The sequence below is a fragment of the Streptomyces sp. SID13031 genome (assembly GCF_010548305.1).
Taxonomy (GTDB): Bacteria; Actinomycetota; Actinomycetes; order Propionibacteriales; family Kribbellaceae; genus Kribbella.
In genome coordinates this window covers 72,468-92,723 of sequence record NZ_JAAGLV010000020.1, presented here as the reverse complement: position 1 = coordinate 92,723, position 20,256 = coordinate 72,468, and the positions used below count along the sequence as shown (strand labels likewise).

Genomic DNA, 20,256 nt, shown 5'->3' with positions numbered 1-20,256 from the left:
CCATGCTCACTCCAGTGCTGTCCGACAACTGGGACCAGATCCGCGCCTGGCAGCTCGCGTCGTACCAGCGTTCCGGCGGGTATGACGCGTTGCGCACCGCGCTGCGGATGCAGCCGGCCGACGTGGTGACCGCGGTCAAGGACTCCGGCCTGCGTGGCCGTGGTGGCGCGGGCTTCCCGACCGGCTTGAAGTGGTCGTTCATCCCGCAGGACAACCCGAAGCCGAAGTACCTGGTGGTGAACGCCGACGAGTCCGAGCCGGGTACCTGCAAGGACATCCCGCTGATGCTCGCCTCGCCGCACACGCTGGTCGAGGGCGTCATCATCTCGGCGTACGCGATCAACGCGAACACCGCGTTCATCTACGTCCGCGGTGAGGTGCTGCACGTGGTCCGCCGGCTGCAGCAGGCGGTCGCCGAGGCGAAGGAAGCCGGTTTCATCGGCACCAACGTGCTCGGCACCGGCTACGACATCGACGTGATCGTGCACGCCGGCGCCGGCGCCTACATCTGTGGCGAGGAGACGGCGCTGCTCGACTCGCTGGAAGGTCGTCGTGGTCAACCCCGGCTGCGTCCTCCGTTCCCCGCGGTGGCCGGCCTGTACGGCTGCCCCACTGTCATCAACAACGTCGAGTCGATCGCGTCTGTTCCCTCGATCATCAACAACGGCGCCGACTGGTTCGCCTCGATGGGTACCGAGAAGTCCAAGGGCCCGACGATCTACTCGCTGTCCGGCCACGTCACCCGGCCCGGTCAGTACGAGGCGCCGATGGGGATCACGCTGCGGCAGCTGCTCGAGCTGGCCGGCGGGATCCGCGAGGGCCACGAGCTGAAGTTCTGGACCCCGGGCGGGTCCTCGACGCCGCTGCTGACCGCCGACCACCTCGACGTCCCGCTGGACTACGAGGGTGTCTCCGGGGCCGGCTCGCTGCTCGGCACCAAGGCCCTGCAGATCTTCGACGAGACCGTCTGCCCGGTCCGCGCGACGCTGCGCTGGACCGAGTTCTACAAGCACGAGTCCTGCGGCAAGTGCACCCCGTGCCGTGAGGGCACCTGGTGGCTGGTGCAGATCCTGGAGCGGCTGGAGGCCGGACAGGGTGGCGAGGAAGACCTCGAGACCCTGCTCGACCTGAGCGAGAACATCACCGGCCGGTCGTTCTGCGCACTGGCCGACGGTGCCACCGCGCCGATCACCAGCTCGATCCAGCACTTCAAGGACGACTACATCGCCCACTTCACCAACGGCGGCTGCCCGTTCGACCCGATGGCGTCCACCGTCTTCGCGACCGCTGGAGTTGTCACAGCATGACGATCGTCAACAACACAGCCAACCCGCCGGCCGGCTCCGCTGTGGAGAAGGTGGACCTGGTGACGGTCACCATCGACGACATCGAGGTGAAGGTCCCGAAGAACAGCCTGGCGATCCGGGCCGCGGAGCAGATCGGCGTCCAGATCCCGCGGTTCTGCGACCACCCGCTGCTCGACCCGGTCGCCGCCTGCCGTCAGTGCCTCGTCGAGGTCGTTGACGCAGGCAACGGTCGCGGGATGCCGAAGCCGCAGACCTCGTGCTCGCTGACCGTTGCCGACGGCATGGTCATCCGGACCCAGATCTCCTCGCCGGTGGCCGACAAGGCCCAGCAGGGGCAGATGGAGTTCCTGCTGATCAACCACCCGCTGGACTGCCCGGTCTGCGACAAGGGTGGCGAGTGCCCGCTGCAGAACCAGGCGATGACGAACGGCCGCGGCGAGAGCCGCTACGACGGGGTGAAGCGGACCTACCCCAAGCCGATCAACGTCTCCGCCCAGGTCCTGCTGGACCGCGAGCGCTGCGTTCTCTGCGCGCGCTGCACCCGGTTCTCCCAGCAGATCGCCGGCGATCCGTTCATCGAGCTGCTCGAGCGCGGCGCGCTGCAGCAGGTCGGCATCTACGAGAAGGAGCCCTTCGAGAGCTACTTCTCCGGCAACACGATCCAGATCTGCCCGGTCGGCGCGCTGACCAGCGCGGCGTACCGGTTCCGGTCCCGGCCGTTCGACCTCGTCTCGGTGCCGTCGGTGGCCGAGCACGACGCGTCCGGTTCGGCGATCCGGATCGACTACCGGCGCGGCAAGGTGATGCGCCGGCTGGCGGGCGACGACGCCGAGGTCAACGAGGAGTGGATCTCCGACCGGGACCGGTTCGCGTTCAACTACGCGAACACCGGCGACCGGCTGACCCACCCGCAGATCCGCGAGGACGGCGAGCTGCGGCCCGCTTCCTGGCCGGAGGCGCTGGACTTCGCGGCGAAGAAGCTCATCGCCGCGCGGGGCAACGCCGCCGTCCTGACCGGTGGCCGGCTCACGCTGGAGGACGCCTACGCGTACTCGAAGTTCGCGCGGGTCGCCCTCGGCACCAACGACATCGACTTCCGGGCCCGGCCGTACTCGCCGGAGGAGGCCGACTTCCTGGCCGCCGCGGTAGCCGGCACAGGACTCGGTACGACCTTCGCCGACCTGGAGAACGCCGGCTCGGTCCTGCTGGTGGGCTTCGAGCCCGAGGAGGAGTCGCCGGCGGTCTTCCTGCGGCTGCGCAAGGGCGTCCGCAAGAACGGCACCAAGGTCTTCACCGTCGCGCCGCTGGGATCGCGCGGGGTCGAGAAGCTGTCCGGTGTCGTCGTCCAGAGCACTCCGGGCACCGAGGCCGCAGTACTGAATGACCTGCGCGGCACCGGCGAGGCCGGGGCCGCGGCGCTGGACGCGCTCGGCGCCAACTCGATCATCATCGTGGGCGAGCGCCTCGCGTCCGTCCAAGGTGCGTACTCCGCCGCGCTGCGGCTCGCGCTGGACACCGGGGCCCAGCTGGTCTGGATCCCGCGTCGTGCGGGTGACCGTGGTGCGCTCGAGGCCGGCTGCCTGCCGGGTCTGCTGCCGGGCGGTCGCCTGGTGTCGGACGCGGCCGCACGGGTCGACCTGCAAGCTGCTTGGGGCGTCGAGGGCCTGCCCAGCACGGTCGGCAAGGACATCGGCGAGATCCTCGCCTCGGCAGGATCGCTGCAGGCGCTGGTTGTCGCGGGTGTCGAGATCGACGACCTGCCGGATCCGGCGGCGGCTCTGGCCGCGCTGGCTGCCGCGCCGTTCGTGGTCAGCTTCGAGGTTCGTACCTCGCAGGTGACCGAGCACGCCGACGTGGTCTTCCCGGTGGTACCGCCGGTCGAGAAGGACGGCACCTTCGTGAACTGGGAGGGTCGCGAGCGGCCGTTCCCGGTCGTCATCAAGGCGCCGACCGCGATGCCCGATGTCCGCGCGCTGGCCGCGCTGGCGCAGGAGATGGACTCGTCGCTCGGCTTCAGCACCCCCGCCGGGGCGAAGAAGGAGTTCGACGAGCTCGGCCGCTGGGACGGCGACCGGGCCGGCGAACCGACGTACCAGGCCGGTCCGCCGCTCGGCGCTTTCGACTCGACCCGGCTCGGGACCTGGCGGATGCTGATCGACGACAGCCGCGGTAACGACGGTGAGCCGCACCTGGTCGCGACTGCCCGCCGCCCGGTGGCGCGGATCTCGCAGACCACGGCGCACCGGGCCGGGGTGAACGACGGCGACGAGCTCGTGGTCAGCACCGACGCCGGCTCGATCCGGTTGCCGGTGGCGATCACCGCGATGACCGACAACGTCGTCTGGCTGCCGACCAACTCGGCCGACTCGCACATCAGACGCTCGCTGCACGCAGATCACGGTTCGATCGTGACCATCGCCGGAGGGAACGCATGAGTCTTCTCGCCCTGCCCCTGGCCGCCCCGCCGGACGCCGGCGTCGGTAACGACCCCTGGTGGGTGATCGGCCTCAAGGTGCTGCTGATCTTCGTCTTCCTGATCGTGCTGACGCTCTTCAACATCTGGCTGGAGCGCCGGGTCGTGGCCTACATGCAGAACCGGATCGGCCCGAACGTGCACGGCCCGTTCGGTCTGCTCCAGTCGCTGGCCGACGGTATGAAGCTGATGTTCAAGGAAGACCTGATGCCGAAGGGCGTGGACAAATTCGTCTACGTCGCGGCGCCGGTGATCGTGTCGATCCCGGCCTTCCTGACCTTCGCCGTGATTCCGTTCGGGCCGACGGTGAAGATCCCGTTCACCGACACCTACACCCGGCTGCAACTCACCGACCTGCCCGTCTCGGTGCTGTACGTGATGGCGATCGCGTCGATCGGCATCTACGGCATCGTGCTCGGCGGCTGGTCGTCCAACTCGACCTACTCGCTGCTCGGCGGGCTGCGCTCCAGCGCCCAGATGATCTCCTACGAGGTCGCGATGGGCCTGGCGCTGGTGACGGTCTTCCTGTTCGCCGGCTCGATGTCCACCTCGGACATCGTCGCCGCGCAGGGCTCGCACCAGACGCTGCACCTGTTCGGTGCCGACATCCCGATCCCGGGCTGGTACGCCGTCTTGTTGTTCCCGTCGTTCGTGATCTACGTGATCTCGATGATCGGCGAGACGAACCGGGCGCCGTTCGACCTGCCGGAGGCCGAGGGCGAACTGGTGGCCGGCTTCCTGACCGAGTACTCCTCGATGAAGTACGCGATGTTCTTCCTGGCCGAGTACATCAACATGGCGACCGTGTCCGCGCTGGCCACCACGCTGTTCCTGGGCGGCTGGCGGGCGCCCTGGCCGATCTCGATCTGGGACGGCGCGAACTCCGGCTTCTGGCCGGTGCTGTGGTTCGTCGGCAAGATGATGTGCTTCATCTTCTTCTACATCTGGCTGCGCGGAACGCTGCCGCGACTGCGCTACGACCAGTTCATGAAGCTGGGCTGGAAGATCCTGATCCCGGTCTCCCTGGGCTGGATCCTGCTCGTCGCCACCGTCCGGGCGCTCGGCCGCGAGGTCGACACCGGCAACCAGCGCAACTACCTGCTGGTGGCCGCGGCCATCGTCGCGCTGATCGCGGTGATCTCGATGTTCCTGCCGCAGAAGAAGACCGATCAGGAAGAGCCGGTGGCGAGCGAGGAATTCGACGCCTTCGCCGGGGGCTTCCCGGTGCCACCACCCATCGTCGATTCCACCAGCCGAAGCGAGACTGACGTTCGTAGCAAGGAAGGCAGCCGTGGCTAGCGTCAAAGAGTCCCTCTGGGATCCGGTCGCCGGGTTCGGGGTCACCTTCCGGACGATGTTCCGGAAGACGTTCACCGAGCAGTACCCGTTCGACAAGAAGCCGACCGCGCCGCGGTTCCACGGCAGGCACCAGCTGAACCGCTGGCCCGACGGCCTGGAGAAGTGCATCGGCTGCGAGCTGTGTGCGTGGGCCTGTCCCGCGGACGCGATCTACGTCGAAGGCGCTGACAACACCGAGGGCGGCCGGATGTCGCCAGGTGAGCGCTACGGCCGTGTGTACCAGATCAACTACCTGCGCTGCATCCTGTGCGGACTCTGCATCGAGGCGTGCCCGACCCGGGCGCTCACGATGACCAACGAGTACGAGCTGGCCGACCGCAGCCGCGAGTCCCTCATCTACGAGAAGAAGGACCTGCTCGCACCGCTGCTGCCGGGGATGTCCGAGCCGCCGCACGACATGCAGCTCGGCGCCACCGACAAGGACTACTACCGCGGCCTGATCGGCGCGGCAGTACCCACTGAGGGTGGTGGCGACAAGTGATCGGTCTCGTCACCGGCGGCCAGGTCGCGTTCTGGATGCTGGCGCCGATCATGGTGCTGGCCGCGATCGCGATGATCCTGGTCCGCAAGGCCGTGCACTCGGCGTTGCTGCTGGCAACGGTGATGATCTGCCTGGCCATCCAGTACGCGGCACAGGATGCGCCGTTCCTGTTCGCAGTACAGATCATCGTCTACACCGGCGCGATCCTGATGCTGTTCCTGTTCGTACTGATGCTGGTCGGCGTCGACGCGTCCGACTCGCTGGTCGAGACGATCCGCGGTCAGCGGCTGCTGGCCGGGCTGGCCTTCCTGGGGATCGGCATCCTGCTGGTCTTCGCGGTCGGCAACGCCAAGTACGGCGACCCGGTGGGTCTCGGTCAGGCGCAGCCGGACGGTAACGTCAAGGGCCTTGCGCAGCTGCTGTTCGGCAAGTACGTGTTCGCCTTCGAGGTCACCTCGGCGCTGCTGATCACCGCGGCGATGGGCGCGATGATGCTGGCGCACCGCGAGCGGCTGACCAAGAAGCTGACCCAGCGCGACCACGCCGAGGAGCGGATCCGCAAGTACGCCGAGCTCGGCGTACACCCCGGCCCGCTGCCGACGCCGGGTGTGCTGGCCCGGCACAACGCCGTCGACACGCCGGCGCTGCTGCCCGACGGGTCGATCGCACCGACCTCGGTTTCGCGAGTGCTGCAGGCACGTGGCACGGTGTTCCCCGAGACCGAGGAGCGCGAGGACGTCCAGCTGGTCCGTGAGATCAGCGAGGGCGACGAATCCGGTGATGGAGACAAGACGTGAGCGAGCGAAGCGAGAGAACCATTGAACACAGCACGCTTTCGTCATGCCCGCCCGGAGCGAAGCGAGGACGGGCATGACGACTGAGCCCTACATCGTCTTGTCGGCGATGTTGTTCAGCATCGGGGCGCTCGGCGTACTCGTGCGCCGGAACGCGATCGTCGTCTTCATGTGTGTGGAGCTGATGCTGAACGCAACGAACCTCGCGTTCGTCAGCTTCGCCCGTCAGCACGGCAACCTCGACGGCCAGATCGCCGCCTTCTTCGTGATGGTGGTGGCCGCGGCCGAGGTCGTGATCGGCCTGGCGATCATCATGGCCATCTTCCGCACCCGTCGCTCGGCCTCGGTCGACGACGCCAACCTGCTCAAGTACTGAGGTCTGAAACCGATGAGTCATGAGCTGACGTGGCTGCTGGTCGCGATCCCGGCGGTGTCCGCGGCGATCCTGCTGCTTGGTGGCAAGGCCACCGACAAGTGGGGTCACCTGCTGGGCACCGCGGCGTCGCTGGCCTCGTTCGTCTGCGGGGTCCTGCTGTTCTTCCAGATGCAGGGCAAGTCCGGCGAAGAGCGGTCCGAGACGGTCAAGCTGTTCGAGTGGTTCTCGGTCGGCAGCGTGCACGTGGATGTGACCCTGCTGGTCGACCAGCTGTCCATCCTCTTCGTGCTGCTGATCACGGGTGTCGGGTCGCTGATCCACATCTACTCGATCGGCTACATGGAGCACGACCCGCGCAGGCGCCGCTTCTTCGGGTACCTGAACCTGTTCATCGCGTCGATGCTGCTGCTGGTGCTCGCCGCCGACTACCTGCTGGTCTTCGTCGGCTGGGAGGGCGTCGGTCTGGCGTCGTACCTGCTGATCGGGTTCTGGCAGCACAAGCACTCGGCCGCGACCGCCGCGAAGAAGGCGTTCGTGGTGAACCGGGTCGGAGACATCGGCCTGTCGCTCGCGGTGATGAGCATGTGGGCGCTGTTCGGTTCGTCGGCGTTCGGCACCGTGAACGCGGGCGCCGAAGGGATGTCGAGCACCTGGGCGACGCTGGTCGGCCTGATGCTGCTGCTGGCCGCCTGCGGAAAGTCCGCGCAGGTGCCGCTGCAGTCCTGGCTGCTGGACGCGATGGAGGGCCCGACCCCGGTCTCGGCCCTGATCCACGCGGCGACGATGGTCACCGCGGGCGTCTACCTGGTGGTCCGCTCGCACGCGATCTTCGAGCAGACCGACGCCGCCTCGACCGCGGTGGTGATCGTCGGCACGGTGACCGCGCTGGCCGGTGCGATCATCGGTTGCGCCAAGGACGACATCAAGAAGGCGCTGGCCGGTTCGACGATGAGCCAGATCGGCTACATGATGCTGGCCGCCGGCCTCGGCCCGGTCGGCTACGTGTTCGCGATCTTCCACCTGATCACGCACGGCTTCTTCAAGGCCAACATGTTCCTCGGCGCCGGCTCGGTGATGCACGGCATGAACGACGACGTGAACATGCGCCACTACGGTGGCCTGCGCAAGTACATGAAGGTCACCTTCGTGACGTTCGGGTTCGGCTACCTGGCGATCCTCGGCATCCCGCCGTTCGCCGGCTTCTTCAGCAAGGACAAGATCATCGAGGCCGCGTTCGCGGACAACATCGTGATCGGTCTGTGCGCGCTGCTCGGCGCCGGTATCACCGCGTTCTACATGACCCGGCTGATGCTGATGACGTTCTTCGGCGAGAAGCGCTGGGAGAAGGACGTGAAGCCGCACGAGTCGCCCGCGGTGATGACCGGTCCGCTGGTCATCCTGGCGGCACTCTCCCTCGGTGGCGGCGCGCTCTACTTCTCCGGCCACTGGATCGTGAACTGGCTCGAGCCGGTCGTCGGTCACGAGGAGGAGCACGGTCCGGTCAGCGCCACCGTGATGACGCTGATCACCCTCGCGGTCGTTGCCGTCGGCATCGCCATCGCGGTGGCCCTGTACCGCCGCGACATCCCGCGTGAGGCGCCCGTCCGGGTCTCGCCGGTCACCACCTTCGCTCGCCGTGACCTCTTCGGCGACGCGCTCAACGAGGCCGTCCTGATGCGCCCGGGGCAGTACCTCACCCGGACGCTGGTCTGGCTCGACAACCGCGGAGTGGACGGTCTGGTCAACGGGCTGGCCGCACTCTTCGGCGGGCTGTCCGGCCGGCTGCGCCGGTTCCAGACGGGCTTCGTCCGTTCCTACGCACTCAGCATGGTCTTCGGCGCCGCATTCGTGGTCGTCGCCCTCCTCGCGGTGAGGTTGTCGTGAAAATCGGTTGGCTGACCCTGACGCTGCTCCTGCCGTTGGTAGGCGCCCTGGTGACGATGGTGGTGCCGAAAGCCAAGGCGCTGCTGTCCAAGCAGGTGGCACTGGCCTTCTCCCTCGTCACGCTGGCGCTGACCATCGTGATCGCCGTCGGCTACCACCAGAACGGTGCTGCCGACTACGAGGAGAACCACACCTGGATCAAGGCCTTCGGCGCGCACTACGCGCTCGGGCTGGACGGCGTCGGGATCGTCCTGGTGGTGCTCACCGCGCTGCTGACCCCGATCGTGCTGATCGCCTCCTGGAACGACGCGAAGACCGGTCGCTGGAGCGAGAAGTCGTTCTTCGCCTGGATCCTCGGCCTGGAGGCGCTGTCGATCGGCGTCTTCTCCGCCACCGACGTGTTCCTCTTCTACGTGCTGTTCGAGGCCACGCTGATCCCGATGTACTTCCTGATCGGCGGGTTCGGCGGCGCGCAGCGGTCGTACGCGGCGGTGAAGTTCCTGCTCTACTCGCTGCTCGGCGGGCTGCTGATGCTGGCCTCGGTGGTCGGCCTGTACGTGGTGTCGGCCAAGAACGGCGGCGACCCGTCGTACCTGCTGTCCGACCTGGTCAAGGTCGACATGAGCCAGAACACCGAGCGCTGGCTGTTCCTCGGCTTCTTCTTCGCCTTCGCGGTGAAGGCGCCGATGGTGCCGTTCCACACCTGGCTGCCGGACGCCGCGGCCGAGGCGACCCCGGGTACGTCGGTACTGCTGGTCGGCATCCTGGACAAGATCGGCACCTTCGGGATGATCCGGTTCTGCCTCGGCCTCTTCCCGGAGGCCTCGAAGTGGGCCACCCCGGTCGTCCTGGTGCTCGCCCTGATCAGCGTCCTGTACGGCGCGCTGGTGGCGATCGGCCAGACCGATATCAAGCGGCTGATCGCGTACACGTCAATCTCGCACTTCGGGTTCATCGTGATGGGCATCTTCGCGCTCACCTCGCAGGGCCTGACCGGGTCGACGCTGTACATGTTCAACCACGGACTCTCCACCGCGGCGCTGTTCCTGGTGGCCGGCTACCTGATCTCGCGGCGCGGTTCGGCCCGGATCGCGGACTACGGCGGCGTCGAGAAGGTGGCACCGGTACTGGCCGGCACCTTCTTGTTCGCCGGTCTGTCCAGCCTGGCGCTGCCCGGCCTGTCGCCGTTCATCTCCGAGTTCATGGTGCTGGCCGGGACGTTCAGCAAGCACAAGGTGATCGCGGTGATCGCCGTGCTCGGGATCGTGCTGGCCGCGCTCTACATCCTGATCATGTACCAGCGCCTGATGACCGGTCCGGTGCGTGACGGGATCGAGAAGCTGAAGGACCTGAACTTCCGCGAGGTGTTCGCGATCACGCCGCTGGTCGTGCTGATCATCGGCTTCGGGATCTATCCCAAGCCGATCGTCGACATCATCAAGCCGGCGGTCGAGTCGACGATGCAGCGCGTGGGCGTCACCGACCCGGCCCCGCAGGTTCCCGTGACGGAGGGACAGAAGTGAGTGCAGTACTGATGCCGCTGGCAGCGCAAGCCCTGCCGCTGGCGGACTTCGTCAAGCCGAAGATCGAGTACAACGAGCTGGCCCCGCTGCTCGTGGTCTTCGGTGCGGCCTGCGTCGGCGTCCTCGCCGAGGCGTTCGTGCCGCGCGCGTTCCGGCACCTGATCCAGCTGGCGATCGCGCTGATCGGCGTCCTCGCCGCCGGCGTCTGGACCGTCATGCTGATGAACGACAAGAAGGAACTGCTCGCGGCGCAGGGCGCGATCTCGGTGGACGGCCCGGCGCTGTTCACCTGGGTCACGCTGCTCGCGCTGACGCTGGTCAGCATCCTGCTGTTCGCCGAGCGCTCGGTCGACGGCGGGCTGTCCGCCTTCGCCGGCCAGGCCGCCGCGGTACCGGGCAGCGAGGCCGAGCGAGAGGGCACCGCGCTCAAGATCGAGCACACCGAGATCTTCCCGCTGACGCTGTTCGCGGTCGGCGGCATGATGCTGTTCGCCTCGGCCAACGACCTGCTGGTGATGTTCGTCGCGCTCGAGGTCTTCTCGCTGCCGCTGTACCTGCTCTGTGGGCTGGCGCGCCGTCGCCGGCTGATCTCGCAGGAAGCCGCGATGAAGTACTTCCTGCTCGGCGCCTTCGCCTCGGCCTTCCTGCTCTACGGCATCGCGCTGCTCTACGGGTACGCCGGGACGATGTCGCTCGGCGGCATCTCCGACGCGCTGGCCACCAAGACCGATGGCGACGCGATGCTGCTGGCCGGTACCGGTCTGGTCGCGGTCGGCCTGCTGTTCAAGGTCGGCGCGGTCCCGTTCCACTCGTGGACGCCGGACGTGTACCAGGGTGCGCCGACGCCGGTCACCGGGTTCATGGCGGCCTGTACCAAGATCGCCGCGTTCATCGGCCTGATGCGCGTCTTCTACGTCGCCCTGGGTGGTACGCGCTGGGACTGGGCGCCGATGATGTGGATCGTCGCGATCCTCACCATGGTGATCGGCTCGATCGTGGCGCTGACCCAGACCGACGTGAAGCGGATGCTCGCCTACTCGTCGATCGCGCACGCCGGCTTCCTGCTGACCGCGTTCGTCGGGCTCTCGCAGGCCGGCAGCGGGGTCACCCACGGCATCACCTCGACCCAGGCCGTGCTGTTCTACCTGGTCTGCTACGGCTTCCCCACCATCGGCGCCTTCGCCCTGGTGACCCTGGTCCGCGACGCGGGCGGCGAGGCGACCCACCTGTCGCGCTGGGCCGGACTGGGCAAGAAGTCGCCGCTGCTGGCGGGCATCTTCGCCTTCTTCCTGCTCGGCTTCGCGGGCATCCCGCTGACCGCGGGATTCACCGGCAAGTGGGCCGTGTTCACGGCGGCCTGGACCGGTGGCGCTTGGCCGCTGGTCGTCGTCGCCGTGCTCTGCAGCCTGGTCGCCGCGTTCTTCTACGTTCGCGTGATCGTGCTGATGTTCTTCTCCGACCTGCCGGCCGACGCGCCGGACGTGGCCCTGCCGGGATGGCAGACCACCACCGCCGTCGCGCTGGGTCTGGCCGCCACGGTGGTCCTCGGTCTGGTTCCCGGACCGGTGCTCGACCTGGCTGCCCGGGCGGGTGAGTTCATCCGGTGAGCCCGACCCCGCTGCCGGCCGAGAGCCTGGGATTCGCGTTCGCCGACGAGGCGCTCGAATCCCGGGTTCGCGCTGGGCTGCTCTCGGTCGAGCAGGCGCTCCGCGACTCCGCGCAGTCCGAGGCCCCGTTCGTCACCGAAGCCGCTCAGCACGTGATGGTTGCCGGTGGCAAGAGGTTCCGGCCGTTGCTGGTACTGCTCGCTGCCGAGCTCGGCCCGAACACGGGAGCGTCCGAGGTGGTCGACTCGGCCGTGGTGGTCGAGCTGACCCACCTGGCCACGCTGTACCACGACGACGTGATGGACGAGGCGGCGTTGCGTCGCGGCGCCGACAGCGCGAACGCGCGCTGGGACAACTCGGTCGCCATCCTGACCGGCGACTGGCTGTTCGCCCGCGCGTCCGACCTGGTCGCCTCGCTCGGACCGGAAGCGGTCCGGATCCAGTCGCGCACCTTCGGCCGGCTGGTCGAGGGGCAGATCCGGGAGACCCTCGGTGTCTCCGAAGGTCAGGACCCGCTCGCGCACTACCTGTCGGTGGTCGCGGACAAGACCGGCTCGCTGATCGCCACCTCGGCGCTCTTCGGCGCCAAGTTCGCGGGCGCGACACCCGAAGTACAGGAGACCGTCCGCGCCTTCGGCGAGGAGATCGGCCAGGCGTTCCAGCTGGCCGACGACATCCTCGACATCATGTCCGAGGAGTCCGGCAAGACGCCCGGTACGGACCTGCGCGAAGGCGTCCCGACGCTGCCGGTACTGATCTTCCGTGCCCAGGCCGACCCCTCCTCGCCGACTGACGCGCGGCTGCTCGAGCTGCTCGACTCCGACCTGACCGACGACGCTCGCTTGGCCGAGGCGCTCGGTCTGCTGCGTGCCCACCCGTCGCTGCAGCAAGCCGAGGACGACGTACGCCGCCGCGCCGACGACGCCCGCAAACTACTCGAAGACCTCCCGGAAGGCTCAGGCCGCTCCGCGCTGGAGTCCCTCTGCGACCTGGTCGTCACCCGCTCGGTCTGATCCACAAGTTGCCCAAGGCAACGGTAGCGGGTTTTAGTACCGCTGGCAGGATGCAGCACGCCAGTGGTACTAAAACCCGCTATTGGTGCGGCTAAGGTTGGGGTTGCGGGTGTTGGCTGAAGACGATCCGGGCCAGCTGGTCCGCTTCGGCCCGGCTCAGGATCACTGCTGAGGTTGCGTTCGGGACCACTCGGCCGGGGTCGGTGACCGCCAGCTCTCGCAGTACCGGCCAGCGGCGGCTGTGGGTCTCCATGCTGGCTTCCCGCACCACCCGATCCCTTGCCTGCTGGCCGAGCCGGGCCACGTGGGCCGGTACGTCGAGCATGATGAGGTGCACCGGGCGGCCCGCCAGCTTGGCCGCCAGCCCGATCAGCTGCCTGGCCAGGGGTTTCGTGGCACAGTCGTGGATCACCAGCGGGCCGTCGGTGCGGATGGCTCGCAGTACCTGTGCGTAGTAGGTCACGTGCAGCAGCGGGCGCCAGACGGCGTACGGGATGGCGCGGAGTACCGGCTGCCAGCGGTGGCGGAGGTGTTCGGAGTCGAGGACACGGACGGCGCCCGGCTCGGCGAACAGCCGCCGGAGCAGCGTGCTCTTCCCGGCGCCGGGAATCCCGGCCAGGACGACGATCGCGTTCGCGGGGTAGCGCAACGCGGCGATACCCAGGTCTTCGCGGACACTCGGTGAGATCAGCAGAGCGGTCACGGGGAGCCTCCTTCGGCGTTCCCCCGATCATCTCCGGCGCCTCTGAGAGACCGATGAGAATCCGCTGAAAACGGCTAGCGCCCGGTCCAGGTAGGGCTGTCGACGTAGTGGTTGTCGTAGAGGTCGCGCTGGTTTTTGGTCTGAAAGCTGTGTCAGGACTTGAGGTTGGCGAACCAGTTGCGGGTGCTGCTTGCCGTCTCGGGGTAGCTGCCCTCGACCTGGGTGACGATGTCGGCGATCGTCTTGGCCGCCAGCTCGCGCCGGTAGGTGAGCTCGGCCTTGCGCATGGACATCGAGACCACGCAGGTCTTCCGGTAGTCGGTCTTGGCATTGGCATCCGGCCCGGCCTTCAGGATCTGCGTGCACCTAAACGCTTCCTCGCCGCCGTCGATCGCAACCACCACATCGAGCAAGGTGATCTTCTCGGGCGCCTTGGCCAACTGGAACCCACCCTTGGGCCCCGACGTCGACGAAAGAATGCCGGCCCGGGTCAGCGCTTGGAGCTGCTTGTTCAGGTACGCCGTCGGAAGCTCATAGAAGGCAGCGAGCCGCTTGGCGGTGACTGCCTCGCCCGGGATGAAGCACAAGTTCACACAACTGTGCACCGCCCACTCGACCCCCTCGTTCATCTTCATAACCTAGATGCTAAATATCCAGAATAATCTTGTCAACAAGTGGCAACCCCGGCCGGGAAGCGGTGACCTAGGACAGGAAACGGCGGCCTAGGACAAGGCATGCCTTGTCCTAGGCCACCGCTTGGTGTTCAAGGTCGCCGGAAGTGGCCGGCTGTCAGCTGCCTACGCGGCCGCCGTCTTTGCGCCAGATGCAGGAGATGGCGGGGCGGGGGAACGGGTGGGTGTGGGGCCAGGTGGAGGCGGGCTTTTCGAAGGTTGCTGTGTCGGTCTCGCCTGGGTGCTGGACGGCGACGAAGGCGGTCAGGTCGTCGTCGGAGACGAGCGGGCCGCAGGCTTCGGAGGCGAAGGGGACGGAGAGGAACTGCTTGACGTGGCCGCGTTCGGGGCCGGCCACCGGGACGGTGAAGATGCCGTCGTTGGAGCCCAGGACGTTGCCATCGGTGGAGATCCACAGGTTGCCGGAGCCGTCGAAGCTGACATTGTCGGGACAGGAGATCGGGCTGACCTTCGACTTGTCGTAGCCGCCGAAGTACGTCTCCTGCGCGGCCGGGTCGCCGCAGACCAGGAAGAGGGTCCAGAAGAAGCCGGTTTTGGCCGCGTCGTCGCCCTCCTCGGTGATCTCCAGGATGTAGCCGTTGCGGTTGCCGGCCTTCTCGACCAGCGGGCCGTCGAGGGTGGCGCGGGTGTGCGAGACGGTGATCGGGTTCGCCTCGTCGGCAGGGAACTTCGGGCCGCGGTTGTCGTTGTTCGTCAGCGCCGCGTAGATCCGGCCGTTGACCGGGTTGCGCTCGACGTCCTCAGGCCGGTCCATCCGGGTCGGGCTGAGCTTGTCGGCCGCGAGCCGGGTGTTGATCAGCACCTCCTCGACGGAGAAGCCGGGAACGAACGACTCCTTGTCCGTGGTGAGCTTCAGCCATTGGCCGACCCCGTCGTACAGGCCGTCCTCGTTGCCGTCGCCGGTGAACTTGGCGACGTACAGGGTGCCCTCGTCGAGCAGGCCGAAGTTGCGCTTGCGGTTGTCGGGGTCGTACTTGCCCGTCGAGACGAACTTGTAGATGTACTCACCCTTCTCGTCATCGCCGAGGTAGACCGCGATCCGGCCGTCTGCGGTGATCGTCGTGGTGGCGCCCTCGTGCTTGAGCCGGCCCAGCATGGTGCGCTTCTTCGGTGTCGCCTTGGCGTCGTACGGGTCGATCTCGACCACCCAGCCGGCCCGGAACACCTCGGTCGGCGTCTTGGTCAGATCCCAGCGCGGGTCCACAGTGCTCCACTGTCGCGCCGACTTGGTCACCGTCGTCGGTACGCCGTAGCGCTTGTAGCTGTCGACGTACTCCGCCGGGATCGCGCCGGTGACGTCGTAGTACCCGTTGAAGTTCTCCTCGCCGGACAGGATCGTGCCCCACGGCGTGACGCCGCCGGCGCAGTTCCCGAAGGTGCCATAGGCAACGGTTCCGACGCGGCTGTCCTTGGCGGCCGGGCCGGTCACCTCGAACTTGGTGGTGGCGGTGACGCGGCGGTTGTAGCGGCTGCCCTCGCGGTCGCGCCGCCACTTGCCGACGTGCCCGTCGCGCTTGATCTGGACCACCGACATGCCGTGCGCGGCCAGCCCGATCTCGGCCTGCGTCTTGGCGTCGTACTTGCCGGTCGGGAACATCAGGTACTCGTCGGTGTACTCGTGATTGCAGACCAGCAGCGCGGTCCGGTCGTCCTTCAACGGCACGATCATCGTGTAGTCGTTGTTGTAGCCGAACTGCTTGGCCTGCGCCGCCCCGGACTGCTTGTGCGCGTCGAACTTCGGCGCGCCGGACTCGACCGGGTCGCCCCAGGCGATGATGACGGCCTGGTCGTAGCCCTTCGGGATGACGATGTCGTCCTGCCGGTTCGGCGGTACGACGGTGTGCGTCAGCGCGCGGTCGTGCCCACCGAAACCGGGGAACGCGCCGTTGCCCTGGTCGCCGTTGCTCGCCGCGAAATCAGCAGCAGCCGGCAGGTTCGTGGCCAGTACGCCGACTCCGGCGGCCGCGACTCCGGCGGCGCCGACCTTCAGGATGCGGCGGCGCGAGAACGCCGACTGCATGACGGTCTGGATGTGCTCGTTGCCGGAGGGGTTCGGCTCGGCATGGTCGCACTGGTTGGCGCACTTCAGTTCGCAGGTGCGAAAGGTGCGGGATCCGTGACGGGTACCGATCTGGCTGATCAGCGGCAGCAACTTGGGGCTCACTCGCAGTACTCCGGCTTCTAGCGTGAGATGCAGCGGTCGCCGTGAGGCTAGGGAGCCGAAGCGGGGCTTGGGTGAAGGTCAGATGAACGTACGACGGCTTAGGTTGCCCTAAGTAACCAAGCGCAGTTGAACCGTTACCCGCTCACGGTGACGGGCTCGAGTCGTGAGGTGCGGCGAAGCCGGGCAAAACCGTCGGCGGTGAAGATCGCCAGCGCGAGCCAGACCAGCCCGAAACCGGCCCAGCGCATCGGTGACATCTTTTCGTGGAAGACGGCGACGCCGAGCAGGAACTGCATCACCGGGGTGAGGTAGTTCAGCAGTCCGAGCGTCGTCATCGAGATCCGGGTCGCGGCGGCGCCGAACAGCAGCAACGGGATCGCGGTGAGCGGTCCCGTTCCCAGTACCAGGAGCAGATAGCCGAGGCCGTGGTGGGTCACGGTCGACTCGCCCTGGAAGCCGAGGACCAGGACGGCGACCAGCGCGAGTGGCGCGACCACCGCCGACTCGATCGCCATCCCCTCGATCGCCCCGGCGTCGGCCTGTTTCTTCGCCAGCCCGTAGAAGCCGAACGAGAAGGTCAGGATGAGCGCGACCCACGGTGGCCGGCCGTTCTCGATCGTCATCCCGGCCACGGCCAGGAACGCGATCGCGACGGCGACCCACTGGACGGCCCGGAGACGCTCCTTCAGGAAGATCACGCCGAGCAGGACGGTGAACAGGGGAGTGATGAAGTAGCCGAGCGAGGCCTCGATGATGCGATCGTTGTTGACGCTCCAGATGTAGCCGCCCCAGTTGACGGTGATCAGCACCGCGCCCGCGATCAGCGGCCATCTGCGACGCGGGTCGGCCAGCAGTGCGCGGACCTGACCGGAGCGACGGCGTACCAGGACCAGCGCCACGATCGTGACGAGGGACCAGAGGATGCGGTGGGCCAGGAGTTCCACTGCGCCGGAGGTGCTGATCAGCTTCCAGTAGAGCGGGACGAGCCCCCAGAACAGGTAGGCGACGAGGCCGAGGATGAACCCTCTTCGCTGCTCTGGCATGGTGGCGAGTCTAGGTCTTGCGACAGTGGTGTCAATGTCCTTTGCTCATGACGTGAGACGGGCTTTGCGGATGAGGTTGGATAGAGGTGGACAGAGGAGGTACGGCGTGGGTGTGAGGACCGGTCTGGTCTCGGTGACGTTCCGGAAGTTGGCGGTCGAAGAGGTCGTCGAGGTGGCCAAGCGGGCGGGGCTGGCGGCGATCGAGTGGGGTGGTGACATCCACGTCCCGCTCGGCGATCTGCCCGCCGCGCGCAAGGCCCGCGAGCTGTGCGAGGCGAACGGCCTGGCCATCGCGGCCTACGGGTCGTATCTGCGCGCCGGCAGCGTCGACCGCGAAGAGATCCGTACTGCGGTGAACACCGCCGCCGAGCTCGGAGCGCCCAGGATCAGGGTGTGGGCGGGAACAGTCGGTACTGCGGAAGCGGGCGTGGGCGACCGGATGGCGGTGACCCGGGGCCTGGCCGAGCTGGCCGACGTCGCGGCCGGAGCGGGGATCGAGATCGCGATGGAGTTCCACCGCGGCACCCTCACGGATGAGGTCGACTCCACGATCACCTTGCTGCTCGATGTGGGTGCGCCGAACCTCACGACGTACTGGCAACCCCCGGTCGACCTCAACGACGCCCAATGCCTGGAGCAACTCGAGTCGCTGATGCCGTGGCTGAGCACCGTCCACGTCTTCTCCTGGTGGCCCTCGAACAACCGCCTCCCGTTGGCCGGCCGAGAGTCCCTGTGGCGCCCGGTGCTGGACCGCCTCGCCAAAGAGCCCCGCGAGATCAACGCTCTGCTGGAGTTCGTGGCCGACGACTCGGTGGACCAGTTCTCCACCGACGCCGCCCAACTCCACAGCTGGGTCTAGTGGCCACAGGCCACTAGGGCAGATAGAGCGCGATCACGAGCTTGCCCTTCGTCGGCTTCCCAGCGGTCACCTTCAAGGTGGCGCGGCCTGCGCTGGGATAGGCGGGCCGGCCGGTGACGGTCATGCCGAAGGCGTCGTCCATCGGCGCGTTCGTCATCATCATGGTTTCCGTCCCGCGGTCGTCGAGTACGCCCGCGGCTGTCGGGGAACCCAGGGAGGTGCTGCCGGCGACCAGAAGGTACGGCTTGCCTGCAGGTGTCGCGATCGACATCTGACGCACGCTCGCCGCATCGACTGTCCTCACCTCGGCGAGTTTGTAGTCGTAGCCACCCATTTCGATCGCCTCTTCCAGGCTCTTCGTTGCGCCGTTGCCGTCCTTGATGACCCGAAGCGGCTGCTGGAAGTACGCGCCGACGCCGAGGCGTACGTCTGGCATGGTCGTCGGGGTCCCGTCCGTCTTCACCAGTGCAACGGTGATCTCCATCGCCTGACCTGCGGGGAACCGTCCGGGAAGCGGGTGGTTGCCCTCGATCGTGGCATCGGTCGACGCGTTGAAGCAGATCTCGTCGCGGGCCGCGCCGCCATTGACCCGGATGGCCAGCCGGTACTGCGGATCGTCGGAGCCGCCTTTGTTCGCGGTGCAGAACAGTCGCAGGGCGATTGGCTCGCCGGTCGCGGTGAAGCGCAGGGTCAGGTTCTCCTGTCCGGGATCGCCGACGATGGCCCCGGCCAGGGTGTCAGCGCCGCTCGTCGCCCGATAGCGGACGAGGTCCTTCACGTAGTCACCCGGCTGGGTCGGTGGTACTCGCTCTGGTACGCCGTTGGGCTCGGGTGCCTTGGGCGGCGAGCTGTAGATGCCGAGCGCCACCTGGGCGGTGGGGTCGCCGACCAGCTTGCTGGTCCTGTCGACCACGAAAACCCTGACCGTGGCGAACTTGTCGCGCGGCGTATCGATCCACAGCACGCTGTTCGGGCCGATGGTCTCGGTCTTGGTGGGCGAACTGCCGGTGTCGTCACAGGCCTTCTCGACCAGCAGATGGCCGTTGACGGTGACCCGGACGTCCTTCGCGCGCGCGGCCGACGTCCGGCAGAACGGACGGAACGTCACGTCCTGCTGTGACTTGGGCATCCAGTCGAACTCGCCCGGTACTTCGCCCGGCGCCCCGATCCAGGGCCGCTGCAACCAGTCGGCGCCGACGGTACCGGGCAGCGTGATGCCGTTTCTGGTGTAGTCCTTCGGCGGGGCCGCGGGGTCGGGGGCCGAGTTGTGGATGACGGACGGCAGGAAGCCGATCGCGAGCGCGACCGTCGCCGCGACGCCACCGGCGAGAGCCGCGATCCGGCGGCGCTTGAGCGAGGTGGAACGGCGGCGGATCTCCGGCAGCGGAGCCGCGACGAGCGGGTCGACCTCATCGGCTTGCTGGCGCAACTGGGAGCGCAGATCGTCGAGGTTCATGTCTGCTCCTCCCTCGGGAGGTCGGATTCTCGCCAGTCGAGCAGGTGCGGGTCGATGCGGAGCTTGGCGAGGGCTCTGCTGGTCTGGCTTTTCACAGTACCCACCGAGCACCCGAGCACTCGGGCGGTCTCGGTCTCGGTGAGGTCTTCGTAGAAGCGCAGGACGATCACCGCGCGCATGCGTTTGGGGAGGCGGCGGAGGGCCTCGTCCAGGTCGGTGCGGGTATCGACGGCGTGATGGCCGCCGGGGTCTTCTACGTGGGGGAGTTCGTCGGTGGGGTACTCCGCGTTCCAGCGGCGTCGCCACCAGGAGGTGTAGGTGTTGAGCATGGTGCGGCGGACGTAGGGCATGGGATTGTCGTTCGAGACGCGTTTCCAGGACAGCCAGCATTTGGCGAGGGTGGCTTGGACGAGGTCCTCGGCGGTTGCCCGGTTCTGGGTGAGCAGGTACGCAGTACGCAGCAAGGCCGCGTACTGCGTACTGGCGAACTCCTCGAAGTCCGTCGGACGGTTCATCCCGCCC

General features: G+C 67.5%; 17 protein-coding genes. 11 read left to right on the top strand and 6 right to left on the bottom strand.

All coding sequences use genetic code 11. From position 1 onward, the window contains the following. Nucleotides 1-2 precede the first annotated feature (2 nt). The 10 genes from nuoF to G3I17_RS32195 all read left to right on the top strand — a co-directional run bounded on the left by nuoF (nt 3) and on the right by G3I17_RS32195 (nt 12,817). Entirely contained in the window at nt 3-1,307 is a 1,305-nt protein-coding gene (nuoF, locus tag G3I17_RS32240) for an NADH-quinone oxidoreductase subunit NuoF (protein WP_203591056.1), read from the top strand. Then, nucleotides 1,304-3,742 carry an NADH-quinone oxidoreductase subunit G gene (locus G3I17_RS32235; protein WP_164601686.1) on the top strand — a complete coding sequence of 813 codons (2,439 nt, stop codon included), beginning with the start codon at nt 1,304-1,306 and terminating at the stop codon, nt 3,740-3,742. Before nuoF ends, G3I17_RS32235 begins: the two co-directional genes overlap by 4 nt. After that, nucleotides 3,739-5,079 (top strand): NADH-quinone oxidoreductase subunit NuoH, encoded by a 1,341-nt coding sequence (nuoH, locus tag G3I17_RS32230; protein WP_164601684.1) that lies wholly within the window; start codon nt 3,739-3,741, stop codon nt 5,077-5,079. Before G3I17_RS32235 ends, nuoH begins: the two co-directional genes overlap by 4 nt. Continuing rightward, nucleotides 5,072-5,620 (top strand): NADH-quinone oxidoreductase subunit NuoI, encoded by a 549-nt coding sequence (gene nuoI, locus G3I17_RS32225; RefSeq protein WP_164601682.1) that lies wholly within the window; start codon nt 5,072-5,074, stop codon nt 5,618-5,620. Before nuoH ends, nuoI begins: the two co-directional genes overlap by 8 nt. Continuing rightward, the gene (locus tag G3I17_RS32220; protein WP_164601679.1) at nt 5,617-6,417 is read left to right on the top strand and encodes an NADH-quinone oxidoreductase subunit J; all 801 of its coding nucleotides are present in this window, start codon (nt 5,617-5,619) and stop codon (nt 6,415-6,417) included. The genes nuoI and G3I17_RS32220 overlap by 4 nt, the downstream gene beginning before the upstream one ends. A 73-nt stretch (nt 6,418-6,490) precedes the next feature. Then, nucleotides 6,491-6,790 carry an NADH-quinone oxidoreductase subunit NuoK gene (gene nuoK / locus G3I17_RS32215; protein ID WP_020391937.1) on the top strand — a complete coding sequence of 100 codons (300 nt, stop codon included), beginning with the start codon at nt 6,491-6,493 and terminating at the stop codon, nt 6,788-6,790. 12 nt (nt 6,791-6,802) lie between these two features. Then, the gene (nuoL, locus tag G3I17_RS32210; protein ID WP_164601677.1) at nt 6,803-8,674 is read left to right on the top strand and encodes an NADH-quinone oxidoreductase subunit L; all 1,872 of its coding nucleotides are present in this window, start codon (nt 6,803-6,805) and stop codon (nt 8,672-8,674) included. Beyond that, entirely contained in the window at nt 8,671-10,197 is a 1,527-nt protein-coding gene (locus G3I17_RS32205) for an NADH-quinone oxidoreductase subunit M (protein WP_164601675.1), read from the top strand. The genes nuoL and G3I17_RS32205 overlap by 4 nt, the downstream gene beginning before the upstream one ends. An 11-nt stretch (nt 10,198-10,208) precedes the next feature. Continuing rightward, nucleotides 10,209-11,804, top strand: coding sequence for an NADH-quinone oxidoreductase subunit NuoN (gene nuoN, locus G3I17_RS32200; RefSeq protein ID WP_164601799.1), 1,596 nt, complete (start codon nt 10,209-10,211; stop codon nt 11,802-11,804). Continuing rightward, nucleotides 11,801-12,817 carry a polyprenyl synthetase family protein gene (locus G3I17_RS32195; protein WP_164601673.1) on the top strand — a complete coding sequence of 339 codons (1,017 nt, stop codon included), beginning with the start codon at nt 11,801-11,803 and terminating at the stop codon, nt 12,815-12,817. The genes nuoN and G3I17_RS32195 overlap by 4 nt, the downstream gene beginning before the upstream one ends. Nucleotides 12,818-12,908: 91 nt before the next feature. Here G3I17_RS32195 and G3I17_RS32190 read toward each other — a convergent pair whose 3' ends face one another. The 4 genes from G3I17_RS32190 to rarD all read right to left on the bottom strand — a co-directional run bounded on the left by G3I17_RS32190 (nt 12,909) and on the right by rarD (nt 17,419). Next, a complete protein-coding gene (locus G3I17_RS32190; protein WP_164601671.1) occupies nt 12,909-13,520 on the bottom strand; it encodes an AAA family ATPase in 612 nt (203 codons plus the stop codon). 152 nt (nt 13,521-13,672) lie between these two features. Next, entirely contained in the window at nt 13,673-14,155 is a 483-nt protein-coding gene (locus G3I17_RS32185; protein ID WP_164601669.1) for an Rrf2 family transcriptional regulator, read from the bottom strand. A 154-nt stretch (nt 14,156-14,309) separates the two neighbouring features. Next, nucleotides 14,310-16,376: a PhoX family phosphatase gene (locus G3I17_RS32180; RefSeq protein ID WP_164601668.1), complete on the bottom strand. Its 2,067-nt coding sequence runs from the start codon at nt 16,374-16,376 to the stop codon at nt 14,310-14,312. Nucleotides 16,377-16,510: 134 nt separating this feature from the next. Next, nucleotides 16,511-17,419, bottom strand: coding sequence for an EamA family transporter RarD (gene rarD / locus G3I17_RS32175; RefSeq protein ID WP_164601666.1), 909 nt, complete (start codon nt 17,417-17,419; stop codon nt 16,511-16,513). A 106-nt stretch (nt 17,420-17,525) separates the two neighbouring features. On the opposite strand from rarD, the gene G3I17_RS32170 reads away from it, so the two are divergent. Further along, a complete protein-coding gene (locus G3I17_RS32170) occupies nt 17,526-18,278 on the top strand; it encodes a TIM barrel protein (protein ID WP_164601664.1) in 753 nt (250 codons plus the stop codon). A gap of 13 nt (nt 18,279-18,291) precedes the next feature. Here G3I17_RS32170 and G3I17_RS32165 read toward each other — a convergent pair whose 3' ends face one another. Both G3I17_RS32165 and G3I17_RS32160 read right to left on the bottom strand, forming a co-directional pair. Beyond that, complete coding sequence (locus G3I17_RS32165; RefSeq protein WP_164601662.1) at nt 18,292-19,734, bottom strand: hypothetical protein; 1,443 nt, start codon at nt 19,732-19,734, stop codon at nt 18,292-18,294. Next, nucleotides 19,731-20,249 (bottom strand): SigE family RNA polymerase sigma factor, encoded by a 519-nt coding sequence (locus tag G3I17_RS32160; protein WP_164601660.1) that lies wholly within the window; start codon nt 20,247-20,249, stop codon nt 19,731-19,733. The genes G3I17_RS32165 and G3I17_RS32160 overlap by 4 nt, the downstream gene beginning before the upstream one ends. Nucleotides 20,250-20,256: the final 7 nt, after the last annotated feature.

Bases quoted from the DNA above. Each gene is read 5' to 3' on its own strand.
- G3I17_RS32185 (WP_164601669.1), bottom strand. From the start codon at position 14,155: ATGAAGATGAACGAGGGGGTCGAGTGGGCGGTGCACAGTTGTGTGAAC.
- nuoN (WP_164601799.1), top strand. From the start codon at position 10,209: ATGCCGCTGGCAGCGCAAGCCCTGCCGCTGGCGGACTTCGTCAAGCCG.
- G3I17_RS32160 (WP_164601660.1), bottom strand. From the start codon at position 20,249: ATGAACCGTCCGACGGACTTCGAGGAGTTCGCCAGTACGCAGTACGCG.
- nuoL (WP_164601677.1), top strand. From the start codon at position 6,803: ATGAGTCATGAGCTGACGTGGCTGCTGGTCGCGATCCCGGCGGTGTCC.
- G3I17_RS32165 (WP_164601662.1), bottom strand. From the start codon at position 19,734: ATGAACCTCGACGATCTGCGCTCCCAGTTGCGCCAGCAAGCCGATGAG.
- nuoK (WP_020391937.1), top strand. From the start codon at position 6,491: ATGACGACTGAGCCCTACATCGTCTTGTCGGCGATGTTGTTCAGCATC.
- nuoF (WP_203591056.1), top strand. From the start codon at position 3: ATGCTCACTCCAGTGCTGTCCGACAACTGGGACCAGATCCGCGCCTGG.
- rarD (WP_164601666.1), bottom strand. From the start codon at position 17,419: ATGCCAGAGCAGCGAAGAGGGTTCATCCTCGGCCTCGTCGCCTACCTG.
- G3I17_RS32235 (WP_164601686.1), top strand. From the start codon at position 1,304: ATGACGATCGTCAACAACACAGCCAACCCGCCGGCCGGCTCCGCTGTG.
- nuoH (WP_164601684.1), top strand. From the start codon at position 3,739: ATGAGTCTTCTCGCCCTGCCCCTGGCCGCCCCGCCGGACGCCGGCGTC.